Source organism: Mucilaginibacter sp. 21P (genome assembly GCF_019331605.1).
In the GTDB taxonomy this organism is placed as follows: domain Bacteria; phylum Bacteroidota; class Bacteroidia; order Sphingobacteriales; family Sphingobacteriaceae; genus Mucilaginibacter; species Mucilaginibacter achroorhodeus.
Genome location: NZ_CP063061.1, coordinates 4010088 through 4029299, shown reverse-complemented (window position 1 = coordinate 4029299; position 19212 = coordinate 4010088). Strand labels below are relative to the sequence as shown.

Genomic DNA, 19212 nt, shown 5'->3' with positions numbered 1-19212 from the left:
AGTCTAAAAAAATAATTAGATTTACTTAAATGAATACGTTAGCCGAGGAGAATTATTTAAAAGCTATTTATAAGTTATCGTGTGCTGAGGGCAATGTAAGCACCAATCAAATTGCAACAGAATTGGCTACCAAGGCATCATCTGTTACGGATATGGTACGCAAACTGGCCGATAAAGCACTGGTAAATTATGCTCGTTATCAGGGGGTAAGTTTAACAGATACAGGAGAAAAGATTGCCCTGAATATTGTTAGAAGGCATAGGCTGTGGGAGTATTTTTTGGTTGAGAAGCTCCATTTTAAGTGGGATGAAGTGCATGATATGGCCGAGGAGATGGAACATATTTCATCAACCGAATTAATAAACCGCCTCGACGCCTTTATGGGATGCCCTACTCGTGACCCTCACGGCGACCCGATACCGGATTGTGATGGTAATATAAAAGCTTCGGCTTTAAAGCCTGTGTCGGCTGTTAAGGCCAATACTTCAGGCGTTATATCAGGCGTGGGCGATCACTCGACTCCGTTTTTACAATACCTGGAGCAGCAAAAGCTCACAATAGGGAAACGGGTAATGATCAGGGAAATCATCGGTTATGATAACACCGTGATACTGGAAATGGATAATAAACAATTACATATAAGCCGCGATGTGGCCAACAATATATTAATAGCAATATGACGCAGCACGACTCGCATTCGTTAGGTAATGTACATAACACGGTTACTACCGAAAATAAAACCGGCTGGCGTAAGGTGTTATCATTTCTCGGCCCGGCTTACCTGGTTAGCGTGGGCTATATGGACCCGGGCAACTGGGCCACTGACCTGGCAGCCGGTAGTCAGTTTGGATATAAGTTGATATGGGTATTGCTGCTATCTAATCTTATTGCCTTACTACTGCAAAACCTTTGCGTAAGGTTGGGCATCGTTCGCGGGTTAGACTTAGCGCAGGCTTCTAAAAACAGCTACCCGCCTTTCGTAAACTTTTGCCTTTACGTAATGGCACAAATAGCCATTATAGCCTGCGATCTGGCAGAGATCATTGGTATGGCAATAGGTTTGAACTTGCTATTCGGTTTGCCGCTGATATGGGGAGTATCTATCACTTTACTTGATACATTGCTGCTTTTATTGCTGCTAAATAAGGGTATGCGTAAGTTGGAGGGTTTCATTATATCCCTGATATTTATCGTAGGCGTGGCTTTTTTGGCGCAGATGTTTATTGTAAAACCTCACATGATGGATGTTGCCAAAGGTTTTATCCCAACGCAATTGAATAGTCAGGCACTGTATATTGCCATTGGTATCATTGGTGCTACGGTGATGCCACATAATTTGTATCTGCACTCTTCATTGGTGCAAACCCGCAAGATTGACCGGTCTGCGGATGGTATAAAAAAAGCCATCACTTATAACTTTTGGGATACTACTATTGCCTTGAACCTGGCTTTCTTTGTCAATGCGGCGATCCTAATATTGGCTGCAGCTGCCTTTTATTACCGCGGTTTTCATGAAGTTGCGGAGATACAGGATGCGCATAAATTACTCACCAATATTTTCGGCAAATTGGCACCTGCCCTGTTTGCCATAGCTTTAATAGCTGCCGGGCAAAGCTCAACGGTGACAGGCACTTTGGCCGGACAGATCATCATGGAGGGACATCTTAACCTGCGAATTGCGCCATGGCTGCGCCGTTTGCTTACCAGGTTACTGGCTATTATACCGGCTTTCTTCACCATTTTGCATGCAGGTGATGAAGGTTTAGGGAAGCTCCTGATATTAAGCCAGGTAGTGTTAAGCTTGCAATTAGGCTTTGCGGTGATACCGCTGATACACTTTACATCAGACAAAAAGCGTATGGGCGAGTTTGCCAACAGCGTACCCATGAAAATTGCGGCTTGGTTCTTTGCCGTAATTATTGTTGGGCTTAACGTACGTTTGGTGATACAGGAGATTGATACGTGGGCTTCTGAAGGGCCTGGTGCTGCAAACCTGGTTCATTTTGTGATCAGCCCAATAGCTGTTGGCATAGGCTTGTTAATGTTGTACGTTTTCCTGAGGCCGTTGCTATACAAACATGCCAACGAGCCCATAAAAGTGCCGCATGGTTTGGCATCAACGCTTGATAACCTTGAGGCTGTGCATTACAAGCAGATAGGTATTACGATAGATTTTTCTAAGAACGACCAGGACACCATCCGCCATGCTTTAATGCAGGGTGGTAAACGGGCGCATTACAGTCTTATCCACGTGGTAGAAACCGCAGGTGCACGCTATTATGGCAAACAGGTAATGGACAGCGAGACCCAAAGCGATGTAGATAACCTTGACAAGTATGTGAAAACACTCACCGAACTGGGTTATAAGGCTGAAGCAAAAATTGGTTTCGGTGGGGCGGCCGGTGCAATCTCGCAGATCACCAAAGAAATGCAGATAGATTTCCTGGTGATGGGGTCTCACGGGCACAAGGTTTTAAAAGATCTGATATTTGGCACAACGGTTGATGCTGTAAGGCATAAGGTAAATGTGCCAGTGCTGGTAGTTAAACCGCAACGGAAGTAAACAAAGACCTTTTTAAGTCAAGAGTCAGAAGTCAAAAGTGAAGTTGAGAATTAGAAGTTAAGAATCGAGAAAGAAGGCATTTAGGAAGCAGGGCTTTAAAATGTCCTGTTTCTTGATATCCTGATTCCCGCCTCTCTTTTAATTTTGATTCCCTTAAATAATCGCATATTTGCAATCCCAGAAAGTTAAGCATGGAGCAGAACGTATATATCAAAAATAAAAAAGCCTACTTTGAGTACAGCATACTGGATAAGTATGTGGCAGGCATCCAGCTTTTGGGTACCGAGATCAAATCTATCCGTAACGGTAAGGCAAACATTAACGATGCTTTCTGTACATTTATTGATGGCCAGCTTTATGTGCGTAACCTGCATATCTCTGAATACTCTTACGGATCATTCTACAACCACGAGGCCAAGCGCGACCGTGTGCTTCTACTGCACAAGAAAGAATTGAAAAAACTTCAAACCCGCGGCGAAGAAAAGGGCTTAACCATTGTCCCCTTGGCTTTATTCATCAGCGAACGTGGATTTGCCAAACTGGAAATAGGCCTTGCCCAAGGTAAAAAGACATATGACAAACGCGAAACCCTAAAAGAGCGCGATACTAAGCTGGAGATGGATAGGGCGATGAAAAGGTAGTTTGCAGTTTTTAGTCGGCAGTTTGCAGTATAATAAATTAACGGTCTCGTAAGTGAGACTGCCTACCGCAAACTCGACACTGCCAACTGAATTTACCACGCCCTATCACCCACCAACGGCACAAACCTGAAGGTATCTAACACATGGCGTTCGTAATCATTGTCGCTGGTTTTTAGGATGGTTACCATTTTTTGTGATTTTTCGTCGCCTACCGGGATTACAAGGATACCTCCAATTTTGAGTTGTTTCAATAGAATTTCCGGAACTGTTGGGGCGCCTGCGGTAACAATGATCTTATCGTATGGTGCATCTGATGCGATACCTATTGAGCCATCACCTAAAAAGAATTTTGGTTTATAGCCCATGTACGGTAATACCTGGATGGTGCGTTCGTAGAGCTTCTCCTGGCGCTCTATGGTGAAAACCTTTGCGCCAAGTTCCAATAAAATGCAGGTTTGGTAACCGCAGCCGGTACCTATTTCCAGCACCTTATCGCCCTTGCTGATGTGTAGTAGTTCCGTTTGGTAAGCAACCGTGTAGGGTTGGGAAATGGTTTGCCCTTCACCTATGGGGAAGGCGATGTCTTTGTATGCCTGGTTCCAAAAAGTTTCGTCGAAGAAATAATGGCGCGGCACCTTACCAATGGCGGTTAAAACTTTTTCGTCTTCGATGCCTTTTTTTCGTAACAGCTCAACCAGTCGTTTTCGTGCTCCTTGCTCGCGGTAATTATCAATAAACTTGTACGCCATAATCCATTGCTAAAATACTACGATTTGACCAGTTATTAAGGGTCAACTTATCAACTAAGGTTTTACCGGCTGATTTTAAGACAGATTGTTTTCACACAAAAAAAGGACGTTATCTCACTACAACGTCCTTTTATATTTTGTGAATTGAGATGCTTATGCAAACCAAGCCATCACGTCATCTTTAGCAGGCATGGCAATTTCAAGCTTCAGCTTTTTGCGCATACCGCCAAGATCGTTAAATACCTTGTTTGGGTTGCCTGCTTTTAGTTCTTCAACACTATTAAAGCCCATCTTATTTAGCACGGGTACCCATTCTCCAGGGATGCCAATTGCAGTAAAATCTTCAATAGTTGGTGCTTTTACCTTTTTCTCAGGGCGCATCTGCGGGAAGAACAGTACTTCCTGTATAGTGCTCTGGTTGGTCATCAGCATCACCAAACGGTCTATACCGATACCAAGGCCCGATGTAGGCGGCATACCGTATTCCAATGCACGCAGGAAGTCGTCATCCATCGCCATTGCTTCTTCGTCGCCACGGCCGGCCAGTACTAACTGCTCCTCAAAGCGTTCGCGCTGATCAATCGGGTCGTTCAGCTCGGAGTAGGCATTACCTATCTCTTTACCGTTCACAAATAACTCGAAACGCTCTACCAAACCTTCTTTGCTGCGGTGCTTTTTGGCAAGCGGCGTCATCTCGATAGGGTAGTCGGTAATATAGGTAGGCTGGATAAGGTTAGCCTCAACTTTAGCGCTGAAGATCTCATCAACCAGTTTGCCTTTACCCATGCTGTCATCAACCTCAATGCCCAGCTCGCCGCAGGTTTTGCGCAAGCCGGCCTCATCCATAGCTGAAACATCAATACCGGTATATTTTTGTATAGACTCGTACATGGATAATTTCTCGTACGGACCAGCAAAATTTATATCATTTTGGCCAACCTGTACAACAGGTACGCCGTGTACGGCGCGGGCAACGGTTTCTAAACATTCCTCAACCATGGCCATCATCCACACGTAGTCTTTGTAGGCTACGTAGATCTCCATGGCTGTATACTCCGGGTTATGGGTGCGGTCCATACCTTCGTTACGGAACATCTTGCCAAACTCGTACACGCCATCAAAACCAGCAACTATCAAGCGTTTCAGGTAAAGCTCGTTGGCAATACGCAGGAATAAAGGCATATCCAGCGTATTGTGGTGCGTAGTAAACGGACGCGCCGCCGCACCACCATGTATAGATTGCAGGATAGGGGTTTCTACTTCCATCCATCCCTGTGCGTTAAAATAATTACGCATTGCCGTAATTACCTTTGAACGGTTGATGAAGATCTGCTTAAAATCAGGATTTACGGTCAGGTCTACATAACGCTGGCGGTAACGTAGTTCGGGATCGGTAAAGCCATCATGGACGGTACCGTCATCCTCGCGTTTCACCACCGGTAGCGGTTTTAGCGATTTTGAAAGGATGGTTAGTTCCTGTGTATGGATAGATAATTCGCCGGTTTGAGTAACAAAGGCGTAACCTTTAATACCCACATAATCGCCAATATCTAAAAGCTTTTTAAATACGGTATTGTAAAGCGTTTTGTCTTCTTCCGGACAGATATCATCGCGTTTAATGTAGACCTGTATGCGGCCGGTGCTATCTTGTAACTCAAAGAAAGATGCACTACCCATAATGCGGCGCGTCATGATGCGGCCGGCAACAACTACCTGTTTATACTTCTCTGGTTCAGCTTCAAAATTTCCAGTAATTTCCTTAGCCCAGGCGTTTACCGGGTAAGCTTCGGCAGGGTACGGGTTGATGCCCAACTCGCGCAGATCACTTAACGATTTACGGCGAAAAATTTCCTGTTCGGATAGCGCAATACTCATTGTAGAAAACGTATTAAATAAGCGTGCAAAAATAGGTTTTTTTGGTGAGATATGAGAATATGGACCCCTCTAAATTGCGGAGCATTCATGAACACCGATTATAATAATATAGCCCAAAAGGGGAGATTTTTAAAAGAAGTAACCATACAGCGTGTGTCATTGCCGCGTCGCTGGCGCTCCTCGCAATGACACAGTATGATATCTAAAAGCCTCTCTCCCTCGGAGAGGGGTTGGGGAGAGGCTTCTTAAAAAGTCTATCACATCCAATCAACTATTCTCGTCCTTAGCATAAATAGATACCTTTGCCCTCATGAATATCAAAGTAATTGCTTTTGACGCTGACGATACGCTTTGGGTAAATGAACCTTATTTCCGAGCGTCGGAAGAGAAGTTTTGTGAGCTATTGGGCGAGTATGCCTCGCGGCACGAACTGGAACGCGAATTATTTAAGATTGAAATAGAAAACCTTGCCCTTTATGGCTACGGGATAAAAGGCTTTGTGTTATCCATGATAGAGACAGCCCTTAAAGTAAGCGGTAATACTATTAGTCCGGATATTATTGAGAAGATAACCGACTTGGGCAAGCAGATGCTGAACCAACCCATTGAAATATTGGATGGTGTTGAACAGGTTTTGCAGGCTGTAAAAGATAAATACCGCATTGTTGTTGCAACTAAAGGCGATTTGCTGGATCAGGAGCGGAAATTAAAACGTTCTGGTTTAGGTGACTATTTTCACCACATAGAGATCATGAGCGAAAAGGATGATGCCAACTACCTGAAATTATTGAAGCATCTTGATATCAAACCGGAAGAATTCCTGATGATTGGCAACTCGTTAAAGAGTGATATTTTGCCTGTGCTCAACATTGGCGGGCACGGTGTGCATGTGCCTTACCACATTACTTGGGCACACGAGCAAATTGAAGAAAGCATCGATAACGAACGTTTCCGCAGCGTTGAGCGTATCACCGAAATATTGAACTACCTGTAATGAAAACGAAAATTGATTTTGCTACCTGGGAGCGTACCGACCATTTTAAATTCTTCAACAGCTTTGAGGAATCGTTTTTTGGCGCAACGGTAAATGTTGATTGCACGAAAGCTTATGCTAAGGCTAAAGAGCTGGGTATTTCCTTCTTTTTGTATTACCTGCACTGCACATTAACAGCGGCAAACAAATTAAAGCATTTCCGGTACCGGGTTGAAAACGGAGATGTTTATTTATACGATATCATAGGTGCTTCGGCAACTGTTGGCCGGCCGAATGATACTTTCGGATTTTCATACATAGATTATTATCCCGACCTAAACGAGTTTGCCAAACATGCTAAAAAAGAAATGGAAAGAGTTGCTGCAGGCACTGGTATTGAGCTGCGCCCGGTGACTAACGTGATGCATATCTCGGCCATACCATGGCTTAATTTCACTGGACTAACCCATGCCCGCGGATTCCAGTTTGAAGATAGTATGCCCAAAGTATCCTACGGCAAAATGACCGAAAAAGATGGTATCAAAACCATGCCTGTTTCAGTCACTGTGCACCATGGTTTAGTTGATGGTAAACATGTTGGAGATTTTGTAGCGTTATTTCAGGAGTTGCTTAACGCATAGTGCTTATAATATGAAAGCCCCACTACTGCGGGGCTTTCATATTAATCTTCCTCCGTTTCCTGCAGATAAAGCTCGTCTATTGCATCGGCGTATTTCTTTTCAATCACTTTGCGTTTTGCTTTTAGAGTAGGAGTAATCTCACCTGCGTCCATGCTGAAAGGTGTGCGCTTCACCTTGAAGTTTTTGATACGCTCAAATTTAGCCAGGTCTGTGGATAGGCGTTTGATGTCCTGGCCTATCCAATCGTTTATTTCTTTTTCGTCAATGAATAACTCTGGTTTCTCAAAGTAATCATCCTTCATCTTAAAGGTTTCCTGCAGCGCTTCACGCGATGGAACTACAATAGCGGTAATGTATTCACGTTTATCGCCAATCAAAAATATCTGCTCTATTTTAGGGCTTTTTAAATAATTGTTTTCTACGGGTGTAGGGTATACGTTTTTACCGTAAGCGTTCACCAGCATATTTTTAAGCCTGTCGGTGATCTGCAGGTTACCGCGGAAGAAGCGACCGATATCACCTGTGTGAAACCAACCGTCAGGATCTATCACATTGGCAGTTTCCTCAGGCTTTTTCCAGTAGCCCTGCATTACGCAATGGCCGCGCACGATGATCTCGCCCTCCTCACTGGTAAAATCAGGATTAAAGTTATCATGTGTTTGTATAGTGTAGATCTCTTTGGTATCTACATGTTGTATAGCCACCTCAATACCCGGTATAATGCGGCCAACAGTACCGTAAATGATACGGTCATTTTCCGTTACCGCCATCACAGGTGAGGTTTCGGTTAAGCCGAAACCCTCAAGCAGCTTGATGCCAATATCGCCAAAGAACTCGCCAATGTTTTTAGGTAAAGCGCCACCGCCGGATAACAATACTTTTAACCGGCCACCGGTTTTTTCTTTGATCTTGCTGAAAACTAACTTTTCGGCCAGCTTTAGTTGCAGGCCTAACAGCAGTCCGGGTTTTTTGTTGGCCTCGCTTAGCAAGCGGCGTTTGCGGCCCGTTGATAATGCCCATTTAAATATCTTTGTTTTTACACCTCCGGCAGATAAACCGTTCTTCATGGCGCGGTCATGTATCCGCTCTAAAAGACGCGGTACACAGCACATTACCGTAGGCCTCACTTCGGCCATGTTGCGAGCCAACAGATCAAGACTTTGGGCGAAGGCTATCTGGCAGCCCATTGTTAAACAGATGTAGTAAGTTGCTGTACGCTCAAATACGTGCGATAACGGCAGGAATGACAAGAACATATCCGTTTTCTCAATGATGGGTAGTTGCAGTAAACTGGTACGGCAATTCTCCACCAGGTTGTAATGGCTCAGCATAACGCCTTTCGGTGTGCCTGTAGTGCCCGATGTATAAATGAGGCAGGAAAGGTCTGCCGGCTCTACAGCAGCGCGGGCATCTTTAATAGCCTGGCCGTAATTACTGATCAACGATTTACCTTGCTCGATCACATCCTTAAAACCAACAACCTTTGCTTTTAATTCCAGCTTATCGGTGAATTTTTGATAATCATCAAAAGCAGGTAATATGTACTGTAACGCCGAACAATTATTGGCGATCTTAAGCACTTTACGGCATAGGAATGGGTTGCCAGTGATAATGGTTTTAGCTTCCGAATCGTTTAATATATATTTTATCTCTGCTTCAGATAACGTAGGGTAGATGGACGTGTTGATGGCACCCACTTGCTGCAAAGCCTGATCGTAATAAACATAATCAGGGCCGTTCTCTATGATAAGTGCCAGGCGGTCGCCTTTATTGATGCCAATGCTTAAGAACCACGCTGATATAGCATCTATTTTTTCAAATGCTTCCTTATAGGAGATCTCAACCCAGGCATCTTTTACCTTATATATCAGGAAAGTTTGCGTTTCGGGGTGGATATTAGCTACTATATTTCGGATAAGGCCGGGTATAGTTGATTGCTCAGCTACGCTACTCATTCAGTTTAAAATTGGTTATTCGTAATAACAAATCTAAATAATTCGGAATGAATATGTAAGCTGTTAACGTAACAATATTAAATTGAAAGGTTAATAGTAAACCTTAAACCGTTTTCGGCTCAGTTGCATAGTAAATGCAACCGTCATACTGAATGCCTAAATAAGCGGCGGTGTGTTTAAATGGAACTTCAAAACCATCCGGGATGGTAGGATCGGCGCCAACGGCTATCATAGATGCATGCTTACCTTTAAGGCTGCGGCCAAGCTCTTTTTTTATGGTGATAAGATCCGTAAGACGGTCAAAGAAAACTTTCATCACGCCGCTCATACTATACCAATATACCGGCGTTGCAAAAATAATTTTATCGTACGGGAGTATGCTGTTGATGATATTATCAAACTCATCGGCAGCCGGGTAGTTGCCATCGTAATTATAATGGACAATGGTATGGTCAAGCAGGTCTATCAGGTCGAAATCCGCATCACCTAATGCTTTACGGGTGATAGATTCGGTAAGGCTGTTTTTACGGTTGCTGCCCAGTATAACGAGGGGTTTGGTTTCCATAGCAAACAAAAAAGGTTGACTATCTAAATATAGTCAACCTTTTTCGAAATATTTATTAATAAACCGTTAAAATTTAACGCTTTATACTTCCTCCTTCTTCGGTGGAGGGGGGTGGGATGAGGCTTAAACAGAAAAACTCTCCCCGCAACCGCATGTACGGGTAGCATTGGGGTTATGGAAGTTAAAGCCTTTACCGTTAAGGCCATCGCTAAAATCAAGTTCAGTGCCGGCCAGGTATAAAAAAGACTTCATATCTAAAGCCATGCGAACGCCTTTGTCTTCAAAAAACTGGTCGCCCTTTTTCTCTTCGTTGTCAAAATCCAAATTGTATGACAAGCCCGAGCAGCCGCCACCCTGTACACTCACACGCAGAAAATAGGAGGCATCAAGCCCGCTATCCTGCATCAGGTGTTCAATTTTTGACTTTGCTTTATCAGTTACAGTTACCATTTTAGTTGATTAGTTAACCAGAGATTAGAGATTAGTTTTCAGATTAAATCTTTCTCTGAATAATGTTATCAATATGATTGGTTAACCAGATTTAAAAACTAATCTCTGATCAACCAATCTCTAATCACTAAGATTAATTAGTGATGTGATTTTTCTAATTCAATCGGCTCCATGCCATTTTTAACGCGGAAATCGTTAATGGCAGCTTTGATGGCGTCTTCTGCCAAAACAGAGCAGTGAATTTTAACCGGTGGCAATGCAAGCTCTTCAACAATATCCATATTGTCTATTTTCATTGCATCGTCAACGCTTTTACCTTTAAGCCACTCTGTAGCTAAAGACGAAGAAGCGATAGCCGAACCGCAACCAAAGGTTTTAAATTTTGCATCGGTGATGATGTTGTTATCATCAACCTGAATTTGCAGGCGCATTACGTCGCCACACTCAGGGGCACCTACAAGGCCGGTACCAACCTTGTGGCTGCTTTTATCTAACGTACCCACGTTACGCGGGTTAGTGTAATGATCAATTACTTTATCTGAATAAGCCATTTTCTTAAGTTTAAAGTCAAAAGTAAAAAGTCAAAAGACATCTTACTTAATCGTACATAATATTTCAAAGCATCTGCACATTAGCACATTTGCATATTTACCAATCTATCTTAGTGTTCTGCCCACTCAATTGAGTTAAGGTCGATACCTTCTTTAAACATTTCCCAAAGTGGTGAAAGTTCGCGCAGGTGGGTAACCGCTTTTTTAGTTACCTCAATGGCGTAGTCAACTTCTTCTTCAGTTGTGAAACGGCCTAAACCGAAACGGATTGAAGAGTGTGCCAGATCATCGCTTAAGCCCAGGCTTTTTAACACGTATGATGGTTCTAAAGAAGCCGAAGTACAGGCAGAGCCAGATGATACTGCAAGATCTTTCATGGCCATCATCAAACCTTCGCCCTCAACATATTTAAATGATATGTTGGCTACATGTGGCAAGCGGTGGTCAACGTTACCGTTAACATAACTTTCTTCCAGCACGGTTAATGCATTTTGCAATTTATCGCGCAAGCCCGAAAGGCGTTTTGCCTCTGATTCCATTTCCTGGCCGGCAATTTCACATGCTTTGCCCAAACCAACAATACCCGGAACGTTTAGGGTACCGGAACGCATACCGCGCTCGTGGCCACCACCGTCCATTTGGGCAGTAACTTTAACACGTGGTCCTTTACGGCGTACGTATAAAGCACCTACACCTTTAGGGCCATACATTTTATGTGCTGATAAAGCTAAAAGGTCGATACCATCTGCGTTTACATCAACTGGTATTTTGCCAACTGCCTGGGTAGCATCTGTCATGAACAAAGCACCATGTCTGTGGGCAATTGCGGCAATTTCTTTAACCGGTTGTATAACACCGATCTCGTTGTTACCATACATAATAGATACCAGAATGGTCTCAGGTGTCATGGCAGCTTCAAGCACGGCAAGGTCAACTAAACCATCTTCCTTAACAGGCAGGTAAGTTACTCTTCCACCCAATTTCTCTACGTGTTTGCAGGCATCCAAAACAGCCTTATGTTCGGTAACCGCTGTTATGATGTGGTTGCCTTTATCTTTATACATTTCAAACACGCCTTTGATGGCAAGGTTATCAGATTCGGTAGCGCCCGAAGTAAAGATGATCTCTTTTTCGCTTGCACCTATCAACTTTGCAACCTGCTCGCGAGCATAATCAACGCCTTCTTCGGCCACCCATCCAAAATGGTGGTTACGGCTTGCAGCATTACCAAATTTGTTGGTAAAGTAAGGCAGCATAGCGTCAAGAACCCTTGGGTCCATTGGCGTAGTTGCGTTGTTATCTAAATAAATTGGGATGTTCATGCAGTAATTTTTAAACAATACAAATATACGCAAAGTTTTACTTTTGCATCTTTTGCCAGCTATAAATTGCTTTAAGATGCCATTTATTTACAATATTTGGACATGGCAGTACAAGAGGTGAAAGGCTAAAGCTAAAAGCATAAAGCTAAACATTAAAAAACCATTCACACACTCAATAATTCACTAAATCGCCCTTCGGTAAAATGAACAAGATAGAGCACATCGGCATAGCCGTAAACAGTATTGAGGTTGCCGGCGACGTTTATGCTAAACTATTGAATACAGGTGTTTACAAGATTGAGGAAGTTATAAGCGAAGGCGTTAAAACAGCTTTTTTGCAAAGCGGCCCCAATAAGATAGAGCTGCTTGAAACTACCAACGCGGATAGCCCTATTGCAAAATTCATTGCCAAAAAAGGTGAGGGTATACATCACATTGCCTTTGATGTCACCGATATCAAAGCCGAAATGGAACGCCTTAAAGCCGAAGGATTTATTTTATTGAACGATGAGCCCAAGCGCGGCGCAGATAACAAGCTGGTTTGTTTTGTGCATCCTAAAAGTGCAAACGGTGTCTTGGTCGAACTTTGCCAGTCGATCTGATTTTGCCAGATCCAAACTCTCGTTTAAAAAGCAGCAAAATATTATCAATAATTATCGCGTAGGCAACTTCTCGTAAAGTTTTACGTATAAGGTCTTGTGGACTGGAACAGATTATAAAATCCCCTATTAATCTACTTGAGCGATGAAACTTCCTGAGAAAATGTTAACTGCACTGGCTGCACCGTTGCTGGCCTTTTCGTTAATGATGTGCGCTAAACCCAACATTAAATTTGATAAGCCACTAAGTGTAGTACAAGAAGGTACTACTAAAGCAGATACTACAGCACCCGGCGCTGGTGAAGCAGTTATTGATCCTTCTACAGATCTCGACCTGCCCGATACAACCGCCGGCCTGCGTGCTATAAATGCCATAACTACTACCATAACCGTACAGCCATCGCAATGGATGATAGATGGTTCTACTTTACCTGCCGGAGCTATAATTTATATACCAGCCGGTACCCGCGGTGCGTTGCTGCTTAAGAACATCAAAGGGACAGCGTCTCAGCCGGTGATTATCGTAAATAAAGGTGGGCAGGTGAGGTTTTCTGCAGCCAAGACGGCCTCCTATGTTTTCAAGACCCAAAATTGTAAAAATTTCAAGGTGCTTGGTACAGGCGTAAGCAGCACTTATTATGGCTTTGTAATGGATGGTGGCAATATCAGCGTAACTATGGATGATCTCTCATCTGATTTCGAGATATCGAACATAGAAGTGAAAAATAGCGGTTTTGCAGGCATCATGGCTAAAACAGACCCATCTTGTGATAAGGCAACCTGGCGCGGTAATTTTACAATGGCCAACGTTAAAATCCATCACAATTACATCCATGATACCGGGGGTGAAGGGATTTACATAGGCAACTCGTTCTACCAGGATGGTGTGTCTACGTCTTGCGGCAAGGTAATACCACACGATGTTAAAAATTTGAAAGTGTATAAAAACACGATCTTCTCTTCAGGGTGCGAGGGGATACAGATAGGCAGTGCAACCTCGGGATGTGAAGTGTACTATAATACGGTTCTTTCTCCGGGCAGGTCGCCTTTTGCAAGCGGGCAAAATAACGGCATACAAATAGGCGAGGGCACGGGCGGTAAATGTTTTAATAATTTGGTTAAAGATGCACCGGGTAATGGTATCATCGTTTTGGGCTTGGGCGATAATACCGTATATAACAATTACGTCATCAATGCCGGTGAACATGGCATATTTGCCGATTCGAGATACACGCCTGGGCCGTATTTCAGGTTTTTAAATAATACAATCGTTCAACCTAAAGGTGATGGTGTTAAGTTAAATTCTACCACTATCCCGATGAATGTGGTGGTGAACAATGTAATTATAAGGCCAGGATCGGGGCAGGCCATCCATCGCATGAATAGCGATGTAAAGCTTACCGCATCCAACAATTATGTTAATGACGATGTAAATACCTGCAAATTCGTAAACTTTGCAGGCGGTAATTACCATTTACAGGCTGGGTCGCCATTATCAAAGGCTGGTGCAAACGCTTATGCCTATGGTGTATCGTATGATTACTACGGCGTTAAGCGTGCAATTGCCGGTGCTTTTGATATTGGTGCAACTACCTTTAAGTAAGATTGTAAATTTAACTGAATGCAAATGTTGATATTTTTTTGCTAACAGCTTTTTACATTTAATATTTTTGATTACATTTGCGCCTCTTTTGAGAGGAAAGAATATAAGAACATGAAAAAAGATCTGCATCCATCAAACTATAGATTAGTTGTATTTAAAGATATGTCTAACGACTATTCTTTCATCACTAAATCATGCATCGATACCCGTGAATCAACTACATGGGAAGATGGTAACGAATACCCTTTGGTAAAATTAGAGATATCACACACTTCACACCCGTTCTATACTGGTAAAATGAAGTTGGTTGACACTGCGGGTCGTATCGACAAATTCCGCAGCCGTTACAACAAAAAGTAATTGGTATCTTAACAAAATATTCAATGGTCCCCCGCCAAAAGCAGGGGACTTTTTTTATTTTTGACCCATGGCCATTATTCTTTTTGACGATAACGCCCGCAACACACTTTTACCTTTAACATACACCCGCCCGGTTGCCGATCTGCGCATTGGTATATTAACTATAGCCGAAAAATGGGAAAAACATCTTGATCAGACATCCTCATTCCTTACCGAAGAATATTTACAGGCCAAATTTCCGGTTACTATAACCGATGACAACCTGTTTATTAACGGATCATACTGCCCTGATGAAGCTTTGATTGAAGAGGTGAGCAAATTAGAGACAGGCCAATCCATAACTTACCGTAATCAGCTGGTAGCAGTACGCTTAAATGCAGATGATGCCAAAGGGTTTGGAGCGCAACAGGTTTATCCGGATCCAATTATTCATGAGCGTATCCCGGTTACGATAAAGTTTCCTGAGGATATTTTCAAGAAGAACGATATAGAGCTACGTAAAGATTTTACCCTGCTTACCAAAGGCCGTACAAGCGCGGTTATGAGCAGTACCAATACCATCATAGGTAACGATTTTTTTGCCGAAGAAGGTGCCATTGCCGAATGTTGTACGTTCAGCACCCTCAACGGCCCTATTTATCTTTCTGCTAAAACAGAGGTTTGGGAAGGTACCAACATCCGTGGCCCGTTTGCATTGTGCGAAAATTCGCAGATTAAAATGGGTACTAAAATATACGGCGCCACCACGGTTGGTCCGTATTGCCGTGTGGGCGGCGAGGTTAATAACGCTGTGCTATGGGGATACTCAAATAAAGGCCACGAAGGCTACCTCGGTAATTCTATAGTGGGCGAGTGGTGTAACATAGGTGCAGATACCAATAACTCTAACCTTAAAAATAACTACGCAGAAGTAAAGTTATGGGATTATGCATCGCAAAGCATGCGTAAAACCGGTTTGCAGTTTTGCGGCCTGGTAATGGGCGATCATGCTAAATGCGGTATTAATACCATGTTTAACACCGGTACGGTGGTGGGCGTAGGTAGCAATGTCTTTGGTGGCGGATATCCGCCAAACTTTATCCCTGATTTTTCATGGGGCGGTGCCGAAGGTTTAGAGGAGTATGCCTACAATAAAATGATGGAAACTACGGAAAGAGTTTTCGCTCGCAGAGAACATCGTGCTTTTAACGATGCTGAGAAGCAAATACTTACCGAGGTTTTTAACCTGACCAAAGAACTTAGAGAACTAAACGGTTGCGTTAATAATTAACGTAGCTACCTAAATATTTATTAACTAAAGGCTATGAACTATCAACCATAGTCTATGAACTAAAAACAACATGAGAAAAAACATTGTAGCCGGAAACTGGAAAATGAACCTTGATTATAACGAAGGTTTATCGCTTTTCTCTGAAGTGCTAAATATGGTTAAAGACGAAGCAACCGGTGCTCAGGAAGTGGTGGTTTGCAGTCCGTTTATTCATTTACATAGCCTTGCGAAATTAGCAAAGGGTAATGGCCGTGTGTCAATAGGCGCACAAAATGCCCACCAGGCTGAAAGCGGCGCTTACACCGGCGAAGTATCTGCAAAACAGATCAAATCGGTTGGTGCAACTTATGTTATTTTGGGCCACTCCGAGCGCCGCCAGTACTTTGGCGAAACCAACCAGTTGCTTGCTCAAAAAACAGATACAGCATTAGCTAACGGCTTAAAGCCCATTTTTTGTATCGGTGAGACCTTACAGGAGCGCGAAGCTGGCCAACACTTCAATATCATCAAAACACAGCTTGAAGAGGGCGTTTATCATTTAGATGCCGACAAATTTGCTCAGATAGTTTTAGCTTATGAGCCGGTTTGGGCTATCGGTACCGGTGTTACTGCAACATCAGAACAAGCGCAGGAGATACATGCCTTTATCCGCCAGGAACTGGCCGCAAAATACGGTCAGCAGGTTGCTGACGATACCACCATACTGTACGGTGGTAGCTGTAATGCTAAAAACGCCCCTGAACTTTTCGCTCAGCCGGATATTGATGGCGGCCTTATCGGTGGCGCCTCACTTAAATCACGCGACTTTACAGACATCGTAAAAGCGTTTAATTAATTCTTTTGGTATCAAGTAGCAAGTATCAGGTATCAAGATGCTGTGATATTTTGCTACTTGATGTTTTAAATGAATTCTAATCGGGTACAAAGGCGATATTTGTCTTGCTACTTGATACTGTGTACTTGATACTTCAATAATGAATTACTACGAGCTGCTTTTCACAACCATTACTACTGAGGATTATCAGCAAGATTTGCTGATAGCTGCCTTGGGGGAAATAGGTTTTGATACTTTTGAGGAACTCGACCTCGGCTTTAAGGCTTACATTCCTGTGGATGATTTTGACCAGCAGGTATTAGATGAGGCATTGGAGCCTTATCGTGAGATGTTCACTTTTAGTTACGAGGTTACCCTGATTCCTCAAAAAAATTGGAACGAGGTGTGGGAAAGCAATTTTGAACCCATACAAATAGGCGACCAGGTATTCGTGCGTGCTACCTTTCATGAAGCTAAGCCCGAGTTTCCATACGAGATAGTCATCGACCCTAAGATGGCGTTTGGTACCGGGCATCATCAAACTACTGCCATGGTGATGCAGCTGATGCTGGAGAACGATTTTGCTGGCAAAAAGGTGTTGGATATGGGCTGCGGAACCGGCATATTGGCTATCCTGGCCGCAAAATTAGGCGCAGCGGATCTTACAGCTATCGATTACGATCCGGTTTGTTATGAAAGCACCATTGAAAACGCGGCGCTAAACCACGTAAACAATATCAAGGCAATTTGTGGTTCAAAGGAAGTTATCCCTGCCGAACAATACGATATTATACTGGCCAATATTAACCGCAACATCCTGCTTGATCAAATGGATAGCTATGCACGGGTATTAAAGCCAGGCGGCGAGATCTACTTCAGCGGTTTTTATGAGTCGCCCGATCTGGACATCATCACTGAAGAAGCCCGTAAATACGACCTTAAGTACATCACCCACAAAAAAGACAAAGACTGGGTGGCAGCAAAGTTTGTGCTTTAGAAATAACTACATGCGTCATGCCGAATTTATTTCGGCATCTCACTTGCTAAGTTGACATTCATATCCGCTCGGCTGATGAGATGCTGAAATAAATTCAGCATGACGATTTTGTTAATAACCTACGGTAAAACGCTGTTTTATAAACTGGTTATTTTCCAGCTCGTTAAATATGGCAACGGCAAGGTCGGCAGTTGATATATCCGATTTACCTTCAGCATTAAACACAGGGCTTTCCGTGCCTATGCGAAACTCAGCGGTACGTTTACCTGGGTGCAGGTTGATAGCGGGGCTAAGAAAGGTCCAATCTAACTCCTGTTCGTTGCGCAGTTCGGTAAGGTAGTCGCGGGCAGCAGAAGCACCAGGATAATATTCTTTCGGAAATTCCGGAGAATCTACCAATTGCTTGCCATCTATAAATAAACTGCCGGCACCACCAATGGTTATAAAACGTTTAACGCCTGCTTTTTTAACCGCCTGCTGTATGTTTTTTGAACCTTGCAGAAAATCGTTATAAAGGTTAGGGTTGGTCCAGCCTGCGTTAAAGGAATTGATCACAGCATCATGGCCAGATAATGCAGAAGCCAATGCATCTACATCATTAACATCTGCCGATACAGCGGTTACGCCGGCCTGTTTCTCAACTTTATCGGTATTGCGGGCAATGGCAGTTACCTCGTATCCACGTAAAATACCTTCTTTTACTAACTCCGGGCCTACAAAGCCAGTGGCCCCAATAATTGCTACTTTCATGTTTGTTGTTTTAATTGTAATTTATTTTGTTACAGATTTTTTTAAATTTTTTTAGTCGAATTTTTTATAAAATTCGGCAAGGGTGGTGTTGCCCAGCTTATTAACCATCACCTGCTCAATTTCTGCATCCAAGGCCTTTAAATGGCTGTTGATCTGTTTACCGATTAGGCAAGCCGGGTTAGGCTCATTTTTGGCCTGCCCCAAAATAGCATTGGGCTTAACCGCTTTATAAATGCTTGCTATGGTAATTTCGTTAATAGGCTTAGCCAGGCTGTAACCACCATTTTTACCTAACTGACTGTTGATAAGCCCATGTTTAAGCAAGTTGCTAAGCTCCTTACGAACCAGCACCGGGTTTATATTGATGCTGCCCGCCAAATAATCAGACGATTGCAGGTTATCGTCCGCGCAAAGCAGCGTCATGATATGCATAGCTATGGAGAATCGTCCGTTCATATTTATATGTAATAAAAATTATTACAGTACAAATGTAGTGTGTTAAATTGAAAAAGCAATAGCTAAATTTATGCGTTA

20 protein-coding genes are annotated in these 19212 nt (G+C 43.2%); 11 read left to right on the top strand and 9 right to left on the bottom strand.

Going from position 1 to position 19212, the window contains the following annotated elements; translation table 11 throughout:
• Window positions 1–29: 29 nt before the first annotated feature.
• The 3 genes from INP83_RS17975 (at window position 30) to smpB (ending at window position 3204) form a co-directional block, all read left to right on the top strand.
• Complete coding sequence (locus tag INP83_RS17975; RefSeq protein ID WP_219125348.1) at window positions 30–680, top strand: metal-dependent transcriptional regulator; 651 nt, start codon at window positions 30–32, stop codon at window positions 678–680.
• Window positions 677–2563 carry an Nramp family divalent metal transporter gene (locus INP83_RS17970; RefSeq protein WP_219125347.1) on the top strand — a complete coding sequence of 629 codons (1887 nt, stop codon included), beginning with the start codon at window positions 677–679 and terminating at the stop codon, window positions 2561–2563. Before INP83_RS17975 ends, INP83_RS17970 begins: the two co-directional genes overlap by 4 nt.
• A 191-nt stretch (window positions 2564–2754) precedes the next feature.
• A complete protein-coding gene (smpB, locus tag INP83_RS17965) occupies window positions 2755–3204 on the top strand; it encodes an SsrA-binding protein SmpB (RefSeq protein WP_095704510.1) in 450 nt (149 codons plus the stop codon).
• Window positions 3205–3296: 92 nt separating this feature from the next.
• On the opposite strand, the gene INP83_RS17960 is transcribed toward smpB, so the two are convergent.
• Window positions 3297–3953 (bottom strand): protein-L-isoaspartate(D-aspartate) O-methyltransferase, encoded by a 657-nt coding sequence (locus tag INP83_RS17960; RefSeq protein ID WP_146270371.1) that lies wholly within the window; start codon window positions 3951–3953, stop codon window positions 3297–3299.
• Between the two features lie 153 nt (window positions 3954–4106).
• Window positions 4107–5828, bottom strand: a complete 1722-nt coding sequence (gene lysS, locus INP83_RS17955) for a lysine--tRNA ligase (protein ID WP_219125346.1) — start codon at window positions 5826–5828, stop codon at window positions 4107–4109.
• Between the two features lie 310 nt (window positions 5829–6138).
• Here lysS and INP83_RS17950 point away from each other — a divergent pair, with 310 nt between their 5' ends.
• Both INP83_RS17950 and INP83_RS17945 read left to right on the top strand, forming a co-directional pair.
• Window positions 6139–6822 carry an HAD family hydrolase gene (locus tag INP83_RS17950; RefSeq protein ID WP_219125345.1) on the top strand — a complete coding sequence of 228 codons (684 nt, stop codon included), beginning with the start codon at window positions 6139–6141 and terminating at the stop codon, window positions 6820–6822.
• Window positions 6822–7442, top strand: coding sequence for a CatA-like O-acetyltransferase (locus INP83_RS17945; protein WP_146270365.1), 621 nt, complete (start codon window positions 6822–6824; stop codon window positions 7440–7442). Before INP83_RS17950 ends, INP83_RS17945 begins: the two co-directional genes overlap by 1 nt.
• Window positions 7443–7483: 41 nt before the next feature.
• Here the strand turns inward: INP83_RS17945 and INP83_RS17940 are convergent, their stop codons facing one another.
• The 5 genes from INP83_RS17940 to INP83_RS17920 form a co-directional block, all read right to left on the bottom strand.
• Window positions 7484–9397, bottom strand: a complete 1914-nt coding sequence (locus INP83_RS17940) for a long-chain fatty acid--CoA ligase (protein WP_219125344.1) — start codon at window positions 9395–9397, stop codon at window positions 7484–7486.
• A 103-nt stretch (window positions 9398–9500) separates the two neighbouring features.
• Complete coding sequence (locus INP83_RS17935) at window positions 9501–9962, bottom strand: flavodoxin family protein (RefSeq protein WP_146270361.1); 462 nt, start codon at window positions 9960–9962, stop codon at window positions 9501–9503.
• A gap of 123 nt (window positions 9963–10085) precedes the next feature.
• Window positions 10086–10412: an iron-sulfur cluster assembly accessory protein gene (locus INP83_RS17930; RefSeq protein ID WP_065999069.1), complete on the bottom strand. Its 327-nt coding sequence runs from the start codon at window positions 10410–10412 to the stop codon at window positions 10086–10088.
• 137 nt (window positions 10413–10549) lie between these two features.
• Entirely contained in the window at window positions 10550–10963 is a 414-nt protein-coding gene (gene iscU, locus INP83_RS17925) for a Fe-S cluster assembly scaffold IscU (protein WP_146270359.1), read from the bottom strand.
• A gap of 110 nt (window positions 10964–11073) precedes the next feature.
• The gene (locus INP83_RS17920) at window positions 11074–12285 is read right to left on the bottom strand and encodes an IscS subfamily cysteine desulfurase (RefSeq protein ID WP_146270357.1); all 1212 of its coding nucleotides are present in this window, start codon (window positions 12283–12285) and stop codon (window positions 11074–11076) included.
• A 203-nt stretch (window positions 12286–12488) separates the two neighbouring features.
• Here INP83_RS17920 and mce point away from each other — a divergent pair, with 203 nt between their 5' ends.
• From mce to prmA, 6 genes are all read left to right on the top strand, one after another.
• Window positions 12489–12887: a methylmalonyl-CoA epimerase gene (gene mce / locus INP83_RS17915; RefSeq protein ID WP_219125343.1), complete on the top strand. Its 399-nt coding sequence runs from the start codon at window positions 12489–12491 to the stop codon at window positions 12885–12887.
• A gap of 142 nt (window positions 12888–13029) precedes the next feature.
• Entirely contained in the window at window positions 13030–14487 is a 1458-nt protein-coding gene (locus INP83_RS17910) for a right-handed parallel beta-helix repeat-containing protein (RefSeq protein WP_219125342.1), read from the top strand.
• Window positions 14488–14598: 111 nt separating this feature from the next.
• Window positions 14599–14847, top strand: coding sequence for a type B 50S ribosomal protein L31 (locus tag INP83_RS17905; RefSeq protein ID WP_117393014.1), 249 nt, complete (start codon window positions 14599–14601; stop codon window positions 14845–14847).
• A 67-nt stretch (window positions 14848–14914) separates the two neighbouring features.
• Window positions 14915–16117: a GlmU family protein gene (locus INP83_RS17900; RefSeq protein ID WP_219125341.1), complete on the top strand. Its 1203-nt coding sequence runs from the start codon at window positions 14915–14917 to the stop codon at window positions 16115–16117.
• A gap of 70 nt (window positions 16118–16187) precedes the next feature.
• On the top strand, window positions 16188–16952 hold the full coding sequence (gene tpiA / locus INP83_RS17895) for a triose-phosphate isomerase (protein ID WP_219125340.1): 765 nt from the start codon (window positions 16188–16190) through the stop codon (window positions 16950–16952).
• Window positions 16953–17091: 139 nt separating this feature from the next.
• On the top strand, window positions 17092–17928 hold the full coding sequence (gene prmA, locus INP83_RS17890; protein WP_146270345.1) for a 50S ribosomal protein L11 methyltransferase: 837 nt from the start codon (window positions 17092–17094) through the stop codon (window positions 17926–17928).
• A gap of 111 nt (window positions 17929–18039) precedes the next feature.
• Here prmA and INP83_RS17885 read toward each other — a convergent pair whose 3' ends face one another.
• Together INP83_RS17885 and INP83_RS17880 are read right to left on the bottom strand one after the other, a co-directional pair.
• Window positions 18040–18678 (bottom strand): NAD(P)-dependent oxidoreductase, encoded by a 639-nt coding sequence (locus tag INP83_RS17885; RefSeq protein ID WP_219125339.1) that lies wholly within the window; start codon window positions 18676–18678, stop codon window positions 18040–18042.
• A 51-nt stretch (window positions 18679–18729) separates the two neighbouring features.
• A complete protein-coding gene (locus tag INP83_RS17880; RefSeq protein WP_219125338.1) occupies window positions 18730–19134 on the bottom strand; it encodes an Rrf2 family transcriptional regulator in 405 nt (134 codons plus the stop codon).
• Between the last annotated feature and the right edge of the window lie 78 nt (window positions 19135–19212).

Excerpts from the sequence above, each read along its gene's own strand:
- INP83_RS17970 (WP_219125347.1), top strand. The coding sequence starts at position 677 with ATGACGCAGCACGACTCGCATTCGTTAGGTAATGTACATAACACGGTT.
- tpiA (WP_219125340.1), top strand. The coding sequence starts at position 16,188 with ATGAGAAAAAACATTGTAGCCGGAAACTGGAAAATGAACCTTGATTAT.
- INP83_RS17940 (WP_219125344.1), bottom strand. The coding sequence starts at position 9,397 with ATGAGTAGCGTAGCTGAGCAATCAACTATACCCGGCCTTATCCGAAAT.
- INP83_RS17905 (WP_117393014.1), top strand. The coding sequence starts at position 14,599 with ATGAAAAAAGATCTGCATCCATCAAACTATAGATTAGTTGTATTTAAA.
- INP83_RS17960 (WP_146270371.1), bottom strand. The coding sequence starts at position 3,953 with ATGGCGTACAAGTTTATTGATAATTACCGCGAGCAAGGAGCACGAAAA.
- INP83_RS17975 (WP_219125348.1), top strand. The coding sequence starts at position 30 with ATGAATACGTTAGCCGAGGAGAATTATTTAAAAGCTATTTATAAGTTA.
- INP83_RS17880 (WP_219125338.1), bottom strand. The coding sequence starts at position 19,134 with ATGAACGGACGATTCTCCATAGCTATGCATATCATGACGCTGCTTTGC.
- smpB (WP_095704510.1), top strand. The coding sequence starts at position 2,755 with ATGGAGCAGAACGTATATATCAAAAATAAAAAAGCCTACTTTGAGTAC.
- INP83_RS17885 (WP_219125339.1), bottom strand. The coding sequence starts at position 18,678 with ATGAAAGTAGCAATTATTGGGGCCACTGGCTTTGTAGGCCCGGAGTTA.
- INP83_RS17900 (WP_219125341.1), top strand. The coding sequence starts at position 14,915 with ATGGCCATTATTCTTTTTGACGATAACGCCCGCAACACACTTTTACCT.
- INP83_RS17945 (WP_146270365.1), top strand. The coding sequence starts at position 6,822 with ATGAAAACGAAAATTGATTTTGCTACCTGGGAGCGTACCGACCATTTT.
- INP83_RS17935 (WP_146270361.1), bottom strand. The coding sequence starts at position 9,962 with ATGGAAACCAAACCCCTCGTTATACTGGGCAGCAACCGTAAAAACAGC.
- INP83_RS17920 (WP_146270357.1), bottom strand. The coding sequence starts at position 12,285 with ATGAACATCCCAATTTATTTAGATAACAACGCAACTACGCCAATGGAC.
- prmA (WP_146270345.1), top strand. The coding sequence starts at position 17,092 with ATGAATTACTACGAGCTGCTTTTCACAACCATTACTACTGAGGATTAT.
- INP83_RS17950 (WP_219125345.1), top strand. The coding sequence starts at position 6,139 with ATGAATATCAAAGTAATTGCTTTTGACGCTGACGATACGCTTTGGGTA.
- mce (WP_219125343.1), top strand. The coding sequence starts at position 12,489 with ATGAACAAGATAGAGCACATCGGCATAGCCGTAAACAGTATTGAGGTT.
- INP83_RS17910 (WP_219125342.1), top strand. The coding sequence starts at position 13,030 with ATGAAACTTCCTGAGAAAATGTTAACTGCACTGGCTGCACCGTTGCTG.
- lysS (WP_219125346.1), bottom strand. The coding sequence starts at position 5,828 with ATGAGTATTGCGCTATCCGAACAGGAAATTTTTCGCCGTAAATCGTTA.
- iscU (WP_146270359.1), bottom strand. The coding sequence starts at position 10,963 with ATGGCTTATTCAGATAAAGTAATTGATCATTACACTAACCCGCGTAAC.
- INP83_RS17930 (WP_065999069.1), bottom strand. The coding sequence starts at position 10,412 with ATGGTAACTGTAACTGATAAAGCAAAGTCAAAAATTGAACACCTGATG.